This is a genomic window from Lentzea flaviverrucosa, assembly GCF_003350445.1.
In the GTDB taxonomy this organism is placed as follows: domain Bacteria; phylum Actinomycetota; class Actinomycetes; order Mycobacteriales; family Pseudonocardiaceae; genus Lentzea; species Lentzea californiensis.
In genome coordinates, this window is record NZ_QQAU01000001.1 from 1101193 (window position 1) to 1120171 (window position 18979).

12 protein-coding genes and 1 pseudogene are annotated in these 18979 nt (G+C 64.4%); 9 read left to right on the top strand and 4 right to left on the bottom strand.

What is annotated here, in order from left to right:
* Positions 1 to 661: 661 nt before the first annotated feature.
* Positions 662 to 979 (top strand): annotated as a pseudogene (locus DFR72_RS04970) (lysine 2,3-aminomutase); the annotation flags it as partial.
* Positions 980 to 1457: 478 nt separating this feature from the next.
* Entirely contained in the window at positions 1458 to 3077 is a 1620-nt protein-coding gene (locus DFR72_RS04975; RefSeq protein ID WP_114773601.1) for a hypothetical protein, read from the top strand.
* On the opposite strand, the gene DFR72_RS44850 is transcribed toward DFR72_RS04975, so the two are convergent.
* Together DFR72_RS44850 and DFR72_RS04980 are read right to left on the bottom strand one after the other, a co-directional pair.
* Positions 3039 to 3242 carry a hypothetical protein gene (locus tag DFR72_RS44850; RefSeq protein WP_143086642.1) on the bottom strand — a complete coding sequence of 68 codons (204 nt, stop codon included), beginning with the start codon at positions 3240 to 3242 and terminating at the stop codon, positions 3039 to 3041. The genes DFR72_RS04975 and DFR72_RS44850 overlap by 39 nt on opposite strands.
* A 269-nt stretch (positions 3243 to 3511) precedes the next feature.
* Positions 3512 to 7321: an NACHT domain-containing protein gene (locus DFR72_RS04980; RefSeq protein WP_143086641.1), complete on the bottom strand. Its 3810-nt coding sequence runs from the start codon at positions 7319 to 7321 to the stop codon at positions 3512 to 3514.
* A 524-nt stretch (positions 7322 to 7845) separates the two neighbouring features.
* Between DFR72_RS04980 and DFR72_RS04985 the strand changes: the two genes are divergently transcribed.
* From DFR72_RS04985 to merB, 3 genes are all read left to right on the top strand, one after another.
* Positions 7846 to 9684: an ATP-dependent nuclease gene (locus DFR72_RS04985; RefSeq protein ID WP_211335306.1), complete on the top strand. Its 1839-nt coding sequence runs from the start codon at positions 7846 to 7848 to the stop codon at positions 9682 to 9684.
* Positions 9674 to 11401, top strand: a complete 1728-nt coding sequence (locus tag DFR72_RS04990) for a UvrD-helicase domain-containing protein (RefSeq protein WP_090064502.1) — start codon at positions 9674 to 9676, stop codon at positions 11399 to 11401. Before DFR72_RS04985 ends, DFR72_RS04990 begins: the two co-directional genes overlap by 11 nt.
* A 1125-nt stretch (positions 11402 to 12526) precedes the next feature.
* Positions 12527 to 12730, top strand: coding sequence for an organomercurial lyase (gene merB, locus DFR72_RS04995; protein WP_143086640.1), 204 nt, complete (start codon positions 12527 to 12529; stop codon positions 12728 to 12730).
* Positions 12731 to 13844: 1114 nt separating this feature from the next.
* On the opposite strand, the gene DFR72_RS05005 is transcribed toward merB, so the two are convergent.
* Positions 13845 to 15197 (bottom strand): S9 family peptidase, encoded by a 1353-nt coding sequence (locus tag DFR72_RS05005; RefSeq protein ID WP_211335307.1) that lies wholly within the window; start codon positions 15195 to 15197, stop codon positions 13845 to 13847.
* 625 nt (positions 15198 to 15822) lie between these two features.
* Here DFR72_RS05005 and DFR72_RS05010 point away from each other — a divergent pair.
* Positions 15823 to 16104, top strand: a complete 282-nt coding sequence (locus DFR72_RS05010; protein WP_211335308.1) for a response regulator transcription factor — start codon at positions 15823 to 15825, stop codon at positions 16102 to 16104.
* A gap of 74 nt (positions 16105 to 16178) precedes the next feature.
* Here DFR72_RS05010 and DFR72_RS05015 read toward each other — a convergent pair whose 3' ends face one another.
* Positions 16179 to 16658 carry a hypothetical protein gene (locus tag DFR72_RS05015; RefSeq protein ID WP_090063815.1) on the bottom strand — a complete coding sequence of 160 codons (480 nt, stop codon included), beginning with the start codon at positions 16656 to 16658 and terminating at the stop codon, positions 16179 to 16181.
* 230 nt (positions 16659 to 16888) lie between these two features.
* Here DFR72_RS05015 and DFR72_RS05020 point away from each other — a divergent pair, with 230 nt between their 5' ends.
* From DFR72_RS05020 to DFR72_RS05030, 3 genes are read left to right on the top strand one after another with little or no spacing between them, the layout of a single operon-like run.
* Positions 16889 to 18091, top strand: coding sequence for an MFS transporter (locus tag DFR72_RS05020; RefSeq protein WP_090063814.1), 1203 nt, complete (start codon positions 16889 to 16891; stop codon positions 18089 to 18091).
* A gap of 25 nt (positions 18092 to 18116) precedes the next feature.
* Positions 18117 to 18506, top strand: a complete 390-nt coding sequence (locus DFR72_RS05025; protein WP_143086639.1) for a hypothetical protein — start codon at positions 18117 to 18119, stop codon at positions 18504 to 18506.
* Entirely contained in the window at positions 18503 to 18913 is a 411-nt protein-coding gene (locus tag DFR72_RS05030; protein ID WP_090063812.1) for a hypothetical protein, read from the top strand. Before DFR72_RS05025 ends, DFR72_RS05030 begins: the two co-directional genes overlap by 4 nt.
* Positions 18914 to 18979: the final 66 nt, after the last annotated feature.

The window sequence follows — 18979 nt, forward strand, 5'->3', positions numbered from 1 at the left end:
CGTGGGCAGGGCGATCCCGTTGTACGAAGCCACCCTCGCCAACAGTGAACACGTCTCCGGGCCCGACCGCCCCACCACCAAGGTCGTACGGCAGAACCTGGACCACACCCGCCGAACCTGATCAACAATCCCGCCATCGCTACTGACGATCTCTGCCTTCGCGAGCATCCGCTCATCGGCTACGAGAGGACACGTCACGGCATCTAGGTGGACCAGTGCCGGTTCTCAGACCGGCGTACGACTACACCCATCGGGCCCGAAGCTGCGAGAGGAGCCTGAGATCCCTGACCTGCGACGATCCAGGACGGCACATCACGACAGGAGTGGCCTGCACTTCTTGTAAGTGCAGAAACGGTACTCACCGACATCACCCGACACCACCGTCGGGGTCCACCCGAGGACTCTTAATCAGCGGGTTGAGATGACCAAATTCCCTGCGACCGCGACACCTCACGCGAATTGCATGCACCGCAGGGCCCAGATCGCCGGATCACAGCATCCCCAATCGCAACCCAAGATCAAGACAAGGCCTGAGACCAGCTAACGTTCATGATCGAACCGCGTTACCAAAAAGGGGCCCGAAGGGGCCCCATGATCAGGATTTGCACCGTTTGCGACGCGTTGCCGCAGGTCACGCTGCCGCCGGGAGTGTCGCCGAATCATGTGCAACATGATCCCCAACGCGGAGCACTGGCGGGTGTCGGTGTGGGAGGCGCAGGAGCTGCAGCACGCGATCATGGGCTACCTGCCCGGCTACGCGACGCCGCGCATCGTCTGCGACGTGCCGTACGTCGGCAAGCGGTGGGTGCACCAGCTCGCCGAATATGACCGTGAGCTGGGCATTTCCTACTGGACCAAGAACTACCGGACCGGGATCGAACTCGAAGACCCCGAGGCGCTCGACCGCCGCTACCCCTACTACGACCCGATCTCGACCCTCGGCGCGGCCGGACAGAAGTGGTGGGCCGACCAGACCTGACAGGCCACGATGGGGCCGTTCTCGGGACATCTTCCGAAGGCGGCCCCATCGGGATGTTTTGCCTGTTCAGACCCATCGTGACTCGTTGGGTCTCGACGAGCAGGGGCCCAGAAGGGGCCCGGCAGGTCCACTGTAGACATACATTGACGTCCACAGTGGACCTCTCTTGCCAGCCAATGGTCTAGCGCACGGCAACGTTCGTCCATGCGGCCGAGACTGCGCCCATCTCGTGCCACGACCGGTCCCACTTGGCGAAGCAAGCGAATGTGCCCGCGACATCTGGCATGGCTGACTCACGTTCAGAGATGCAGAAAACTCGTACCATGAAGGACACCGGCAGGCGGCGTCAGATGCTTGCTCATGCGAGACGCTGACGACCAGCGGGCTTGCTTGCACAAAATGCCCAAGCCCGCGAAGTACCATTCTTGGAACGTTCGAAGCACGTCTATCTAGGACCGGAGGCTTCTCGGTGGTTGGTGTGCGCTGGGAAAACTTCGAAGACAGGCCGGCCGACTTCGAGAAGCTGGCCAAGATGTTGATCATTCGCGAACATCCTGATGCGATCCCCATCGACGGCCGAGGCGGGGACGGCGGAGTAGATCTCCGCTGGGAGAGCCCGGACGGGCTCGTGGTGTTCGAGTGCAAGAAGTTCACAAGGATCACGAGCACGCAGAAGCGCAATATCAAGCGTTCACTCAGCAACGCGGCAAGGCATGACCCGATTCGCTGGGTTCTGGTCGCGCCTGTCGATCCGACACCGGCTCTCTGCGATTGGTTTTCGAACCAACTCGCCGCCGAAGTGCCTTTCCCGCTCCAGTGGCTCGGTCGCACCTGGCTGGACCAGCGAATCGCGGCAAACCCGGACATCCGCCGTGCGACGCTCGACGGCGCACAAGTCGAGGTTTTCAGGGCAGTCGCTGAGGCACGCGCCGAGACCGACTACATGTTGACCGCCTCAGACTTCGTGAGCCGGGCAATGACATTGCAGAACCGAGCTAACGAGCTCTCCCCCAGCTGGAACATCAGGTGGGACACCGAGACGCAACAGCTGATCGCCGCCCCGAAAACAGGAGCCGCTCCTGATGAAGTCCACATCGACTACGAGCTCGATTTCCCGGTCGATGAAGACGCCCAAGCAACCCGTCGGAAGTACGAGGAGGTTGTCGCGTTTGGAGGCACGATCACCATCCCGCCTCGATACGTCACGAGTATCAGCATCGCGGGCCTTGAGGCTCTCGGGCTGGAGCCAGGGCCAGGCTCTCTGACCATCAGCTCGGACGGAGACGATGCAGGACTACCGATGCCAGCAACCTTGCGTATCACTGGCGGCGGCCAGCCATCCACACGCCCGCTTCAGATCTCATTGACCCACAGAGAGAAAGGCACCGAGGGCATAACGCTGCGCGGCATGGACAGCACCGGCCTGTTGACTACTCGGATACTCCTGCGGCGCAGGCGTGGACAGCAGGCAGAGTTCTCGGTACATCTCAACATCGACGACGGCAGCGGCAGCAAGGTCCCGTTGTCAACGATCGACCCGTCGGGGTTGCACCGGCTGTACGAGTTGGCTGCAGGGATTGATGCCGACCGAACGATGGAGATCTGCTTCCCGACCGATCGACTGAGCATTCCCATCACCATGCCGGCTGAGCCCGAGTTCGTGAACTTGCGGAACCTGGTGGGTGACCTGCTTGCCGTGCGCGACGCTCTCGGGCTGGTACTGCCCGTTCCGCATCGGTGGACGCGCTCAGACGAGCGCAACATCCGCTTCGCCGCCCAACTGTTGCGTGACGAACCGGCACCACTGCCGTTCCCCCCGCAGTTACGCTTCACCCAGAACCCAAGTGACCACCTGGAGCTGTCCGACAAGTTGAAGACGGACGGCGTCAGCATGCAGATCAGCGACGAGTCACTCCCCCTCACCTTCAACGGAGTCAGCTTCGAGATCGGCCCTCTCTGGATTCGACTCACCAAGTTGCACCTTGAGGGCCCAGAAGCGTGCCGGGAGACAGCCTTGGCCGGCCGCGAGGTCGAGTGCGTCTTCACGCCGGGCCCTGACTCAGCCGCAGTGGCGTCGCTCTCGCCCTTCAGCCCTTAGAAGCAACGTCTCACGTGATCGATGAGCCAACAGCGAGCCAAGCACGATCAGGTAGCCGAGGCCCAGCACGTTGGTACCGTTGATCGTGCCCGGCAGGCCCTCTGCCAGGAACCGCACGGACAGCAACACCAGTCCGCCGACGGTGAGCTGCCAGTCGATGAGCATCAGGACGTTGACCCCTCTGAACGCCACCGCTTCGTGAGCGAGACGCCAGACGCCATGCTGACCGCTCCCCCGATCGCGGCGAGCACACCGACGAGATCCAGCTGCACCGTGGGCCTTTCAGCTCCAGCAAATCAGCCAGCCATCGAAACGTGACAGCATCGCCTCAGCGTTCGCTGATTGAGGCATGGCAGGTGAATAGGCGGTGCCAGCGTCACTGGCCTGCCAATGGATCACCTCGTGGTCACGCTTCACGGAGTGCCGCCACCATGTCATCTCATCGAGTCAAACCAGCGTGCACCACGTGCGTGATCTGCCAGATTCGTCTGCCTCACAGTTGTTGAGTACTGCGCTTCTGCCCTCCGCAACCACGGCGCAGGCACGTCTGCAGGTGCCGTGAGGACATCACGCACGAGGTCATCCGGCAGCTCTCCCGCTACCTCACCAGATATGAGATTGTTCGGTCCACCAGCGCGAAGAAGTTCGCAGCGCGCAATAGACGGGGTGGACAGCATGCGCCCATGAACGGCATGTGTCGCCGGCCAAGAACACAACTCCAAATCGATCATCTTTCCGAGGAACTCCTCAGAAAGCCCGCTCAGGCGGTCGAAGCTGCTCGGGGCGATGGTGTTGTGCAGCACGAGCAACGCCGTGTCTGCAGAGTGCCTGCTGAGCCGATCCAGAATTGTTCGATCAAGGCGCCGTACGAGATCGATGGCGCCAGTCCTGCTAGATGCGAGCCGGACAGCGTGCAGGTCGGGTCCGGGCAAAGATTTCGTGACTGCGTCGATGTGCTCGAGACACTCCGCCACCACGGTGGTGTCCGCGACAGCCAGCAAACTCAACAGCCAGGTGGCGCGTGACAGGTGGTCGGGGTACCTCTCGAACGCGGAGACCCACCACGAGCGATTGCGCCTGTGGTGACGAACATCGTTGAGGAGCCGACCGTAGTCAGCCTCGTCACCGAGAGGCTCTGAGTCTTTGGTGAGGTCCCCTCCGGTCATGATCCGATCTGCTGGCAGCGCGGCGCCAATGACGGTGATCTCGGCGGCGAAAAGGGACGGGCCATGGATCACCGCCAGCTCCCTGGCGGTGTTACTCCACGCGGAGGTGGTCCCCTTCTGCCCTTTGCCGGTCTTCGAGGCCTCGTACACGCGCTCGTAACGAGCGTCCAGGGCGAACAATTGCTTGGCGTGGCGCAGTCGCGAGTCTGAACCCTGCTGAAGGTGGCGGCGCACGTTGCGGGAAGAGGAGAGCGATGCCTCTTCAACGGCTTTGCGGTGAAAGTGGCGCGGTGCCCAAAGCAACAACAACCAAGCTGCTTCACCACCTCCAACCGTCGGCCTGGCGTCGCTGCAATGTCCATTGAGTACTGCGCGAAGGAGCCGTTGAGACTGAACAGAACCAGTAGCGGCTTGCATCCCTGATTCCAAGGCCGCATGAGCGGCACCAGGCTCATCAAGTGCAAGCGTTGACCAAATCGCGCCGGGGAGGTGCGCTGCGTTCTTCATAGGGCCGCCGAGCGCCAACCATGTGGATTCTTCATCTGAGCCCGCCGCTGCATGGAGGTTCGATTGCCACCACGTGCGCCATAGCTCGTCTTCATCAACTTCGTTCTGGATCAACACATGGGCGACTAGTTCCGCACGTATGCGATTGATTGGTTGCTGAGGGTCGGCAGCGATGGCCTCCCGCAGAGCCTTCACGAGAGCGGATCCACCTCGGTCTGCGGCCATGTCAGGAAGATCGTGCGCCTTGTCCAGCGCGTCGGCGATCAGCCGGACACCCAGATCATCGCTGATCAGGCGAGCAACACGCGCTTGAGTCCGAGGACGGGCGGCAAACACACCGTCCGCCAGCAATGTCCAGATGACCATTCGCGTGTGCGCGATGTGGACGCTAGGTGTAGAGACATCGAAGGGAGGCGAAGACCGCTCGATCTCTTCCTCCAGAACCTCCGCGAGTGCAGCCAGTTCGTTGACAGAGGCGAAACCCGCGTAGAAGCGACACGTGTTGAACCAGTACGGACGTCGCACCAGAGCGCGGAAGACCTCAGAGCCGTCGAACCGTGCCTGCGCTGCTCCGGCGAAGTGGTATAGGTAGCTGGCAGCGAAGTACTCCTGCACTGGTTGGACGTCAAACCGAAAGCTGCCCTGCTCCTTGCTCGTGAGCGCCCAGACTCGATCGGTTACGGCGGTGAACAATGCCTCCACCAGATGTGTGTCTTTGTCGGCGTCGTACAGGTATGCGACGATGGACTGCTTGATCTCCTTGATCGGGAGCTGCCCACTGGCACCGGATGACTCGGCGAGCGATTGAAACTGCCAGCCGAGGTAGGCGGTGACCTCTTCCAAATCGTCGCGGTGCGTCTGCACCGCTGGGCTCTTCGCCGCCTCGCGGTCGAGGAACGTCTGCATGTATGACCGGTACAGGTCCGTCCTGGAGTGCGGAATCGAGTCTCCGCGCTTCTGAATCAGGTAGAGCAAGATCGTGAGCTGCATGGGGTTCTCGGCCAGCTGCGCGATGTGCGGTTCGGCCGACCGTGCTTCGAAGATGCGTTGCAGCGTGGCTCGATCACCCGCGGGCAGCCGGCGTGAGTCCGCCCACTTTCCAAGGTATTTACGACGCAGAGCGGGGCCGAGCGGTTTCAACGCGATGGTTTCAAAACGGTCGGGTGACGGCTCCGCCAGCCCGGAAGAGTTCGGCCTGGTCGTCACGACGACCTGCGGCGCCCACTGGCTACGGGCCAGGCGTGCAGTCAGTTCGTCGATGCGCGCCACGACGTCCTGGCGCACGTCGGCTGATGCCACTTCGTCAAGTCCGTCGAGGACGATGAGAAGGGGGAACCGCGCGATGAGCTCGTGGACATCTTCGACACGGACAGGCATCTCGCCGCTCTTCACCTGCATCAGACGCGCGAGGAACGACTCCAGGGACCGGGCCGTTGCCTTGTTCTTCGTCGGCCGAGCGTCAGGATGAGCGATGTCGAACGGGTCGTACCCAAGAAGCCAGGACGCGTAGTCGCGCAGGTCGACCCTGAGCGGGAGACGAGGCTTGAAATCTGGAAACTTCTCATTCGAGTGAACGGCCCCGTCCTCAGCGCTGGAAAGGAACACCTCGCGATGCAGTTGACACAGGTACTGAGTAAGGGTCGACTTTCCCTGCCCCGGTGCTCCGCGGACCAAGGTCAAAGGCAACTTGGCCTGAAGCAGGTACCTGGCAACACCTCCCAGCTCGCCGCCTTCGCGAAGCTCAATTTCTAGTTCGATGTCCTCAAGCCTTCGAGGCTGTGCGAGACGTTCGGCCTCGACATCGACGTAGAGGTCCTCGAGCGCGTAGGAGTCAAGGTCGACCTGTTTGAACTTGACTTTCGAGTCTTCCTCCCACTGGGTCGCTACGACCTTCCTCACTATGTCGCGCAACCGCTCGTCACGTTCGTGCAGTCGGCTAGCAGTCGTCAGGTAGCGGATCAGGTCCCAACCAGCGAGCATTTCAGCGTAGGACCACAACAACTCCTGCGGTGCCAGATTGACACGAGCGTCGATGTCAGCACGCCACCAGCAGCGCATAGGTATCCCGAACTCGGACGAGTAGTCCATCAGCAGTTCGGCGAGCTGATCCATGCTTCCACTGCCTGGGAAGCTAGTTCCTGCCACCGACGTCATGAGGTAGTACTCGGTCGCACCTCCCCTGACCAGGCGCCGGATGTTGTCGGCTTCCTTCTTCAGCGCGGCCTTCAACCAGGCGACAGGAGACTTAATCGAGTTCGCCGACCACTTGACCTGGTAGATGACCCGGCCACCGTCGGGGTTCTCACGCACCACATCCCGGCCACCATCGGACTGCCCCACAGGCATGCAGGTGACACCGGGGAACTCGTGGGCCACCAGCGCACCGCACATCTGTTGGAAGAGCTTCTCCCCAAGCCTCTCGTAGAGGTAGCGGCCTTGAGCCGCCTCTGGTTTCGACTCGCTCCTCACCGCAGGCGAGTCATACGTCCGGCTGCTGGCACCGAACTGCGGCGCCTCGAACGGATTGGTTTGCAGACGTCGCTGCGGTCGCTGGGGCGGTCTACTTGGCACGAAGGCACCGTATCGCGCCACCCCGACAACGTTTGGCGGCGCCACGGCGGTTCCGTCGAACCTCGCAGAGGACGGGACCTCGCTGCGGTTCGACCTTCCCTGAGACGGTGAGAGCATGCGCAGCGAGAAGGCCGGTGGCTCTTCGCCGTGTTGAACGCCAGCGACTCGGGACCGGCCGTCTGCGCCCGCTCGAAAGCATCCGCGATCGACCACCAGCGCCAGCTTCTCTAATAAATGGCGCTACTACGCGGCAGATGTAAATCTCGCGAACGAAACCCCGGAGGTGGCGAGGCATGCTCCAACGTTGGAAGCCCTGATTTCAGAACTGTTGTCAGCGGCTCCTGGCGTACGAAGGGCGAGTCGGGTTTGATGGTGGGGCGTTCGATCTCAGCTTCGAAGTGTGCTTCCGCGTGGTTGATCGCCTCGAGCAACCCGCTCGTCGTAGCATCCTCGGATGCAGATCGCGGTCGTGGTTCGCGACGCGGACCCGGCGCCGATCGGGTATTACCGCACATCCGGGAGGCATGAGCCACGTGAAGGTCCGACGAGTCAGTCTGCACAACTTCCGTGGCGTCCAGCACGGCACGGTCATGCTTGAGGGGCACTCGCTGTTGGTCGGACGTAACAGCGTCGGAAAGTCCACGATCTGTGAGGCGCTCGACCTGGTGCTCGGACCAGAGCGCCTGTTCCGGCGGCCGGTGATCGACGAGTACGACTTCTACGCCGCGCGGTACCAGGAAGTCGACGCGGTCCTTCCCGAAGTGCGTGTCGAGGTCGTCCTCACGGAACTATCACCTGAAGCGCGCAGGCGTTTCAACGGGCGTGTCCGACGTTGGTCGACCACGACCGCTGACTTCGTCGACACCACCCCTGGTGCCCTCGAAGTCGCCGATGAGGAAGGCATCGAGTGGTGCCTGCCGGTGGTGTTTCTGGGCCGCTTCGATCCAGCGGAGGACGACTTCGTCGGCGGCACCTTCTTCGCTCACCCGCAAGTCGTCACCGACGATCTCACCGACGAACCGGCACAGCTCGGCGGCGGCCTCAAGCCATTCACGCGGGAAGACAAGTGGCTGTGCGGGTTTTTGTACTTGCGGGCCAACCGCACCGGTAGCCGGGCTCTGAGCTTCCAGCGTGGCTCCCTGATCGACACGATCGTCCGCCTCGAGTCGCGCACCGAAGGCTCGCTGTGGGAAAAGGCGCTGCGCGACGTCGGAGCGGTCACCATCGCCGACGACGACTCCGGTTTCGCCAAGATCCGCACCGAGGTACGCCGCCGGGTAGGCCGGTTCCTCACTCTCACCGACGATCCCGACGCCGTAGACCTGCAGGTGTCGGAGCTGACCCGTGAACACCTCCGCGAGGTCTTGCGGCTTTTCGTGGCGACACAGCCCGGCGCGCACGGCGTCCCGTTCACCCGCTTGAGCACTGGCTCGCTGAACCTGCTCGTCTTCGCGCTGCTGACCTACATCGCGGAACTCAAGGGCGACGACACCGTCATCTTCGCCATGGAGGAACCCGAGATCGCGCTGCCGCCCCACGCGCAACGGCGTCTTGTCGACTTCGTGCTCAAACGCATGGGCCAGGCGATCGTCACCTCCCACTCGCCGTATGTGATCGAGAAGTTCACGCCCGAGCAGCTCGTCGTGCTCTCCAGAAACACCGACGGAGCGCTCACCAGCACCAACGTGGTCCTTCCCGCGGACTTCAAACGCAAGAAGTACGGGGACAACCGACGCCAGTTCGCCGAAGCGGTGCTCGCCCGCGCCGTTCTGGTTGTGGAGGGCGCCACCGAAGCAGCGGCGTTCCCGCTTATCGCCGACGTGCTCGACCAGGACGCCACCCTCGACTACCAGCACATCGACCTCGCGGGGGTTTCGCTCTTCGACGCCGGCGGCGACGCCGCGGTGCCTCTGTTCGCGCCGGTGTTCGCCGCGATGGGCAAACCGGTCTACGGCATCCACGACACACCGACCTCGCCGCTGAGCGCCGACGCGACAGCCAAGGCTACGGATTTCACCCTCTATGAGGTCATCCCGCACGCCGGTGTGGAGAAGCTGCTCGTACAAGAGGTCCCCGTCGAGGTTCTGCGGCGCTTCGCCGCGCAGATCCCGGCGCGCGCGGACTTCGACCCAGCTTGGGGGGCGCTCGACCCTGCAGCGACTGACGACGACGTCCGTAAGTACGTGTTCACCGCCCTCAAGGGCCGCAAAGGCACTGAGGGCTACGTCCCGCTGCTGCTCGCCCAGTGCTCGGGTGTCGCGGAGCTTCCAGCGTCGATGGCCGGGTTCCTGCAACGCATCGACACTGACCTGCGCGACGACCCGCCGCCAGCAGACCCAGGTGCCCAGCCCGATGCACCTTGACGACACCCGCAAGGAGATCCTGGCCGCCCACGGGCATCTGCTCATCGAGGGCGGGCCAGGCTGCGGCAAGACCACGATCGCCCTGCTCACAGCTCGCGAGACCGTCCTGACGCTGGCGCCTGAGCAACGCGTGCTGTTCCTGAGCTTTTCCCGGGCCGCGGTCCGACAGATCTCCGACCGCATGCGCGGCTTGCTCGGCAGCTCAGCCCGCGACAAGCTGGAGATCAGGACCTTCCACGCGTTCTTCCTCGATCTCGTGCGCAGCCACGGACGCCTGCTCACCGGCACCCCGTCGTCGTTCATTACCCCCGACCGGGAAGGGCTACTCAAAGCCGACTTCGCGGGCGACTGGGAACAGGAAACACATCGGCTCGCACTCGAGGAGGGCCGGTACGTGTTCGACCGGCTCGCCGGGACCGCGGCGAGCCTGCTGGAACGATCTGCCGCCGTGCGGGTGCTCTACAGCGACACCTACCCGCTGATCATCGTCGACGAGTTCCAGGACACCAACACAGACCAGTGGCGCGCCGTGCAGGCACTGAGTACGAGCTCGCGCATCATCTGCCTGGCCGATCCGGACCAGAGGATCTTCGACCACATCCCCGGCGTGGACGAAACTCGTGTCCAGCACGCCATCGAGTACCTGAAACCGCGCCGCTTCGACCTGTCCAAGGACAATCATCGCAGCCCCGGCGCAGGACTGCTCGACTACGCCAACGCCGTGCTGCGCAACGATCAGGCACAGCCGAGACCTGACAACGTCAAGTCCTACGAGTACTGGTGGCCGTACACATGTGAGACCCGAGTCCATCAACTCCTTGTCGCCCTGCGTACCTACCTGGAACGCACGCTCGGCCGCACGCCCACGATCGCCGTGCTTGCGCCGGCGAACTTTCTGGTCGGCAAGATCTCCGAAACGATCTCCACCGACACCGGGACACCCGAGGGCACCGTGCCCGCAGTCGAGCACGAGCTCAACTGGGACCCCGAACTCGCCGCCGCGGCTGGCTATGTGGTCGCCACGATCATGGAATGGCCCGGACTCGACCGAGCAAGCGCGATCACGCGCACTCTGCGCGCGGTCACCGACTTTTACCGGGTCAAACTTGCCGGCGGCGTCGAAGGCGCCCGCACCACAATCCGGACGATCGAGCGGGCCATCACCGCCTTCGAGGCCGGCGGCACCATCCGCGCCAAGGCGGCGACGAGCATCGTCTCCGCGTTCGACGCCGGAGTCGACTTCGACGGCGCCCCTGTTCCCGACTGGCAGACCGCGCGAGCACGCCTGCAAGGATCCGCAGAACTCCAAGAACTGTTCACCAAAGCAAGGCAACTGCGTCTGTTCAAAGCCACCGACGCGCTGGCGTGGGCGCTACTGGACGCCTGGGACGGCCGCCGCACGTATATCGACGCGGCCGCAACGGTGCAGCGGGTACTAGCCAACGAAACATTGGAAGCATCCCAGCAGGACATCGCACCGGTGAGCTTGATGAGCATGCACAAGTCGAAAGGCAAGGAGTTCGACGGGGTCATCATCGCCGAAGGCCAGTACGGCGCACGCCTGCTGGACACCACATGGGACAGCAAACGGATACACGCAAACCGGCGCTTGCTCCGCGTCGCCATCACGCGTGCCCGGCACATGGTCGTCTTTGTACGGCCAGTCAACGCGGTCCCCCTGATCGGAGATATGTGGGTCGACGACCAGACCACCTAGCCACACAGATACCGTCACAGCCGTTCACGAGGGAGAACTCGGGCACCCGATGTCAGCGGATGTCGCCGAGCAGCGCACGCAACCTGGTGTCCGGTTGTGCAGCCGCGAAATTCACGGGCGGCAGGTCGTCGAAGCGCTTCGTCCTCTCCGGTCCGTGACCCGCTCAACACGGTGGTCATTGGTACTCGACGCGTCTCACGCCGATCATGCAGGGGCCGCGCCTCATCGCCTGTGCCACCGCACCGCAAGCATGATCAGGCTTGGCACGCCTGGGGGTTGTTCAGGAACAGAGCCGCGAGACCAGGTCGGGAAGCGCGACAACCTCGGCGTCGCTGGTCACGTACGCCGGCGGTATGGGTCTTCTTGTGACGAAGAGGGCTGCAACCGTGTAGGGCGGGACGGGTCGCCTGGTCGACCTGACCGGATCCGCCGCACCGGTCGTGCTGGATCGCCCGCTACGCGGACCGGTCGACGAAGTCTACGAACTCGCGTTCCGCCCGACTAGGGATGAACTGGGCGTGACAGCGTCGACGGCACGATCCGACTGTGGGACCTCACCGCACCCAGCGAGCCCGCTGCGATCGGGATTCTCGACGCCGGCGACGGCCTGCCAACCGTGGCAATCACAGCGGACGGCCGCGCCCGGCGGCGGGAGGCCGCAGCGGAACCACCCGTCTGTGGCACACCGAGCCAGACGAGGTGGCCGCGCTGATCTGCACCACCGCCGGCGCACCCGTCACTCTCAGTGCAAGCAACGACGGTGGTGATATGGGCTTGGTTTCGGCGAGCTACTGACCCTGTAGCGGGGGTGAGGGTTCACCCTCGGAAGGTGAAGACGACCGATGCGAATTCTGATGCGCCGAACGTGGAGCTGCACAAGGCCTGGGCAACCATGGAACTCTCCCCGGCGGGCACGAGTCCTGCACCAGCTGGTGCAGGAGGTATACACACGAACTGGGCGAGCACCGGCCCGATCCGATCGGAGCAAGCAGCTCGCGACCGCGGTACCGACCCCGGCACCACGCTGTCTGAGTTGACCGCGCGGAATGTCGTCGCCCTCGGCGAGCAGGGCGAGATCCGCGCCGCCTACCCGTTCTCGCCTCTCCCGACGCGTCACCGGCTCACGTGGAAGGGCGGATCAGGTGCCTTGCGATTTGCGCCATCGACGCATTCGGCATTTCGGCGATGCTCGGCGCGCCGGTCACGATCTCCAGCAGCGAGCACGGCACCGAGCGCACCGTGACCGTGGACGTCGACTATGACGTCGCGCGCTGGCAGGCAGACTCGACCGTCGTGTTCGCCGGCAACCCGAGCGCGCCCCGCCGATAGCTGGTCCGCTGGGCCACCCTCGAAGGCGTTGCCGACCGCGCCACGCCGCAACAGTCACGACCTTCGTGCCCGGTTCCTGCTCAGCCAGTTCTCCCAGAGCCACCAACGAGGTGAGAGCCGAGTGGCCACTTCCAGCGACCGCGATTCGCTTGCTCGCGTACCGCGCCCGTTCGGCGCGAGGTCCGGCACGCGGTAGCTGATCCGAGCGGCCGCCGCCTTCTCCCCCACCCCAGGCACGCCGTCACCGCCCAGCGGGTTAGGCCACTCCAGTTAGGCGATCCCCAGGTGCCGGACGCTTCGATCACCGTCCTAGCCCTCTGCTTAGATGTCGCCACCGATGCGAGGTCATCGTGTACGCCCGCCACTCCACGAACTCGCCGTACTTGCGCGGCGTCATCTACCTCGTCACGCTGGAAGTCCACATTCCTTATTGGACTGTTGCCGACAGCTTCGCGAGGTCCCCACCGCCGCCGAACTTCTGGCGTAGCGTCACCCACCGCACAAAGCCGGAGTTCGCTCCAGGATAGGTCAGCAATCGGTGGACTGAGCGCCACAACCCGATGCGGCTGTCGCTACCTCCGACCACTCGTGCAGCTGGTTCGCGAGCCTTCGTCGTGTTTCCGCACCCCCACAGTCGAACAAGATGGGCGCTGGCATCGCCGACTCTGCACCACGATGTTCACACAGTCGCAGTCTAGGTGTCCCGATCTACTAGGTTCGGTAGAAGTTGAGCAATCGGCCGTGAGAGCTACCACCAGCCTTGCCGACTACGCAGTGCACGCAACGCCGGGTATGCACGCCAGGGACAGTCCATCCACTTCAGACAGCAGGCACGCAACTCCTCTGCGAAACCGCTGGTAAGACCACGTATTACGCGTCCCTTGTAATTCGACTATACGAAGGCTCCATATCCATCTGGTGTACTTCATGAACTTGCGAACTACAGGAGCTGTTGATGCACATAGACTCTTGCGCAACAGATACGCTAGGGAGGTATGGTATTCTGGCCAGTAACGGACACAAGTCCGCCGTCGGCCGGGGGGCGACATGCGAACAAGCACGAACATCATCTATGGGGTCGCGGGATTCACAGCGGGATCGACGACCGGCCTTTTCATCCCTCCGGCGGTGACGCACCGTGCACCACCGGGGTGAAACCGAGCGCTCGTCCGTAGAAGCCCAGTTCAGCCTCCAGGCACGCTCGAATTGTGTCCGCTCGGCGGAAACCGTGCGATTCACCCGCGAACGCGAGATAGACGTGGTCGACACCGCTGTCGGCCAACTCGCCGAGCAAGGCCACTGCCTGAGCCGGCGGGACGACCGGGTCACGCAGTCCTTGCAAGAGCAGCACAGGACAGGTCTCGGCGGAGATGCTGCCGCGGGGCGACCGAGCACGATAGACCTCGGCGCTGCTCTCCAGCGGTCCGATCAGCGCATCGAAGTATCCAGCCTCGAAGTCGTGGGTGTGCTCGGCGAGCGTGACCACGTCCGTGACTCCGAAGTACGCGGTTGCCGCACGGAACACCGCGCCCACGCGCGGGATCGCACTCGTGACGGCGACCAGCGCGGTCCATCCACCTGCAGAGCCGCCTCGCACGGCCAGCCTCTCCCCGTCGGCCAGCCCGAGATCGGCAAGTGCCCGGGCAGCGGCCACGACGTCGTCGGCATCGGTGACCCCCCAGTTCCCGAGCAGCCGGTTCCGGTACGTGCGACCGTAACCGCTCGATCCTCCGTAGTTGACGTCCAGCACACCGATGCCGCGACTGGTGAAGAACGCTTTGGTGAGATCAAGGTCGCTCGTACCGTGACCGGTGGGCCCGCCGTGTGCCCACACCACGTAGGGCGGCGCCTCCCCATCCGGCCCTCGGAACTCGGGGTTTGTGGGCGGATACCGGAACGCGTGCACTGGTTGCCCGTCCGCGTCGATGAACTCCACGGCCTCAGGCACTGGCAGGTACGACACCGGTGGCACGTGATCGGACTCGACTCGGATCAGGTCGTGATCACCGGAGCCGAGGTCGACCACAACGACGCCTCCAGGCTTGTCAGGTGCGTGCGCAATGGCGCACACCGTTCCACCTTCGGCAGAAAGTGCAGGACCGAACGACGTCCAGGTCGTGGGCACGTCCACCAGCTCATTCGCCTTCGCGTCGAGCACGCCCAGACCGAGCTGTCCTCTGCCGTGCAGAACCGCGAGTCTGCCGTCGGACAGTTGTGTGAACGGTCGGCCGCCGAGGCCCCAGAGCGGTTCCGCGAACTCCTCTTCGATCTCGTACACGTGCTCCACGCGACCAGCCAGGTCGACCAGGCACAAGTTCCACCAGCCCGAACGGTCGGACACCACGTAGAGCGACCCGTCGTCTCGCCACACCGGGGCGAGCACCGATTCCCGGGGTCCTCCGAGCAGGATCGACGCTCCGCCGCCGTCGAGGCGGGCCACGTACAACGCGCTGCGGTCCCAAGGCATGTCGGGCCGATCCCAGCCGATCCACGCGAGGTGCGTTCCGTCGGGCGACGGGGTGGGGTAAGCGAGGAAGTCGCTGCCACACATCAGTTCTCGCACTGCCTCGGGCGCCTCCGCGGCAGAACCGTCCAGCGGCACGGCCACAAGCGCCCGACGCGGTGGCCCCTGCGGAAGGTGGCTTTCCCGCACACACCACAACTCCGTCGCGTCGGGGCTGAGCACGAAATCCGCGTAGCGGAGCCCAGCCGGAACCGGGGGCGACGGAGTCAGCGGCACCGCCACATCGGCGGCCGCACTGCGGACGAGGTGAAGCCGCTGAGTCGCGTGGTCAGCGAACGCCACGCTCCACTCGCCAGGCTTGTCACCAGCAAGCGGAAAGTAGGAGAGGCCACCGTACTCATGCACTCGTGTCCGCGCCTCGAATCCGGCCGGCAGCACAGATGCACACACCCCGTCGGGTGTCCTGCGCATCACGGCGGTGCGTCCACCGTCTTCTGGACGGTTCTCCTGCCACCACACGACCCCGCTTCGGAGCGTGGGGTGCGCAAGACGCAGGCGGGAGCGCGCAACTTCGGCTGCTCCGATCGGCGACTCCCACTCGCCATGCGGTCTGATCGATTTCAAGGCCGTGCACCTCTCGCTTCCTCAGCTGCGCAACGTCGAAACCATCGAGATCACGGACGTTCGGTCCAAGGGGAATGGAATGGAAATGAGTCCGCGTCAGGTGGAGATCGTGGAACTGATCGCCGATGGGCTGCAGGACAGAGACATCGCAGAGCGGCTGGGCGTTTCGCCGCGGACGGTGGACTCCCACCTCCAGCGTCTCTACCAGCGCTACGACCTGCACAGCCGGGCCGCCGTAGTCGCCAAATGGTTACGGGAAGGCGGCCAAGCGCAGCCAGGTGGATGAGGACGCGCAGGAAGGCGGACCGGTCCCGGGCCCACCGCTCGGGTGGGTCCAGGACCGGCCAGTCACTAGCGGGCTCAGCAGAGCGCCATCACCGTTGCCTGCACGAACTTGTCACTGGAGAACGAAGCGAGGATCGGGCCAAACGCCTCCGCTGCGGTCTTCGGTGCCGGTGCCGGTGCGCCGACCTGGAAGTCGTGCTGTTCCTCCAGGTTGGCCTTGACCTGCTCACCGGGGCAGTGCGCGCCGCCGTTGCCGATCAGCACCTCGGTCAGCCGGGTCACCATGTCGCCCAGCTTGTGGTCGGACCAGGTGGCCACGGTGCCCTCGTTGTCCTCGAACGCGAAGCGCTCGTAGAGGTGGGCCTCCGCGCGGTCGGTGCCCTGCACCATGAGCATGTACACGCGCCGCTCGACGATGTCGGCCGGCACGGCCGCGAGGTTCGCTGCCACGTTCGCGGGCGAACCCAGGTAGGTGTGCATCTGACAGTCCCACGCCGCCGGGGCGCAGGCCGCGACCGCGGTGGTGAGCGGCGCAGGCTTGGTCTGAGTGGTCAAGGCGGATTCCTCCTTGTGGAATTTCCCAAGACCCGAATTCACGAGCCACAACCGATGCTAGGGACGCCATTTCACATTTGTCGATTGGAGAAAATCCCTGTAGGTAGTTCACCGGTCATCCAGATGCGCCATCCACGAGGGATTCAATTCCACCTCGGTCGCGCATTGACTGTGCATCAGGTCGACTATTAGCGTGCGAATCACGGTTCGCACCGACCAGCGGAGGCGGAATGCGCTCCATGCTCAACCGATATCGAACCGCACTGGTAATCCCGGGTATGCCCCGCGTGATTGCCGCCGCGTTCACGGCGTACCTGCTGTCCGGGATGATGAATCTGAGCCTGTTGCTGGCGGCTCAGCGCATCACGGGCAGCTTCGCCGCAGCCGGGCTCGTTGCGGGCGCTTACGCGGCAGCGTTGGCCTTCGCTGCGCCGTTCTGGGGTCGCCTGGTAGACCGCAAAGGGCCCCGCGGTCCGTTGCTGTGGGCTGTCGGGGCACAGGCCACGATGGTCGCGGTGTTCGTGGTAGCAGGCACGTCGACCTCCGACACCGCGGTGCTCCTCATCGCTGCAGGACTGACGGGCGCATGCACACCGCCGACGTCGACCGTGGCACGACGGGTGATGGCCGCAGTGCCCGATGAGGCGGCGCAGCGCACGTTGTTCGCGTTGTCCGGGTTCATCACCGAGGCCGTCTTCATCATCGGACCGCTGGTCGTGGCCGTCATCGTTCTCGTGGTCCACCCGCTGTGGGCGATCGGGGTCGCAGCTGTTGCGTCGGGCGCAGGTGCGTTGATTTTGCGCGGCTCGACCGCCGCGCGCCGACTCGATCTGGAGATCGTGCAGCGCCCGGCCACCGGCAGCAGCCGCACCGCAGGGTGGAACGCCGCCCAGATCCGGGTTCTCGGAGTGATCGCCCTTGGGGCGGTCGCCATCGGCGGTGTTCAGGTGTCGGTGGTCGCCCACGCACAGGTGCTGGGTACGAGTGAAGGCGTGTTCGTCGCAGCCCTGGCCGTGGGCGGCGTCGTGGCCAGTTTTCTCTACGGCGGAATGGCGGTGCCCGGCTCTCTGCCCGTGCAGCTCGCAACGTTCCTGGCCCTGTACGGCGCGCTGATCCTCACGCTGGCGCTCGCACCGGTCTTCGCGATCAGCATCGTGCTGATGTTGCTGATCGGAGCGGCCACCGGCCCGGCGGACGGCATCGAAGCGATGCTGATCGGGCAGTACACCCCTCCTGCCGGCCAGTCTCAGGCTTTTGCGGTTCTGGTGACAGCGAACTGGATCGGCTTCGCGCTCGGTAGCGCATCGGCCGGTGCGGTCATCGAACGGGTGGGTCCGGCGGCCGGCGTGGTGCTCGCCGGGGCGGCTGCCCTCGTCGCCGCAGCCCTGGCCTTGTTCTCACGTGCACCTCGTGACGCGGCAGCCGCCGCTTGAGTTGCAACCTCAGGAGGTTCACCACATGTTGACCTATCAAGGGTTCTTCGGCGCCCCCAGGGATGTCGCCAAGCTGCTCTACGAACTGCCCAAGGCTGTGGTGGCGAAGCCGTACTACGCCCTGCTGCTGGAGAGCGACGCGGGAGCGGACATCCGGGTGTTCGTGCGCGAGCAGCCGGAGGACGCAGACGGCTCGGTGCGGGACTGGAAAGGTGATCGGTTGGGCGACCTGCCCGAACGGATCGTCCGTGCCTGCTGGGACGACCCCCAGCAGGTGTTTGACATGCTCGACGGGTTCGCGGAGTACGAGGTCCGCACCGGATTGACATGCCCGCCGACCGCGCGTGGGGCGTTCGGGCACCAGGTGCGGCGTCACGAGCCGCAGCCGCAAGTCCGGGCATACGTGATCTCATGACGGAGACCGCCGCCGCGTGGCGGATGCACGTCTTCAGCGGAGCTTCCAGGCCTGTCGCGATGGCGTTGTTCGGCCTGCCCCGGTCCGTTGTGGACAGTGAGTGGTACCTGCTGTTGCTGGACAACGGGGACAAGGTCGGCGTGCACCTGTTCACCAGGCACCAGGACCGAGCGCAGGTCCTGTCTCACGAATGGACGGCGTCGCGCTTGGGCGACTTGCCCACCGCAGTGGAACAGGTGGCACGCGGGAACGGCACGACTGCGGATGTCGAGGCCGTGTTATGGAAGTGGTCCGACCCGGTCACCTCCGGGCCTTCGCTCGCACCCATCTCCGCGCGTGGGGCATTCGGGCGTCCGTTCGACAACCTGCGCGGGGAAACGATGCGAGCAGTCGTCCTAGTCAGGTGACTGGGCGTCGGGAACTCGGCACCGTCAAATTCACGGCCGCCATTGGTCAGTCACCGTGAATCGGTG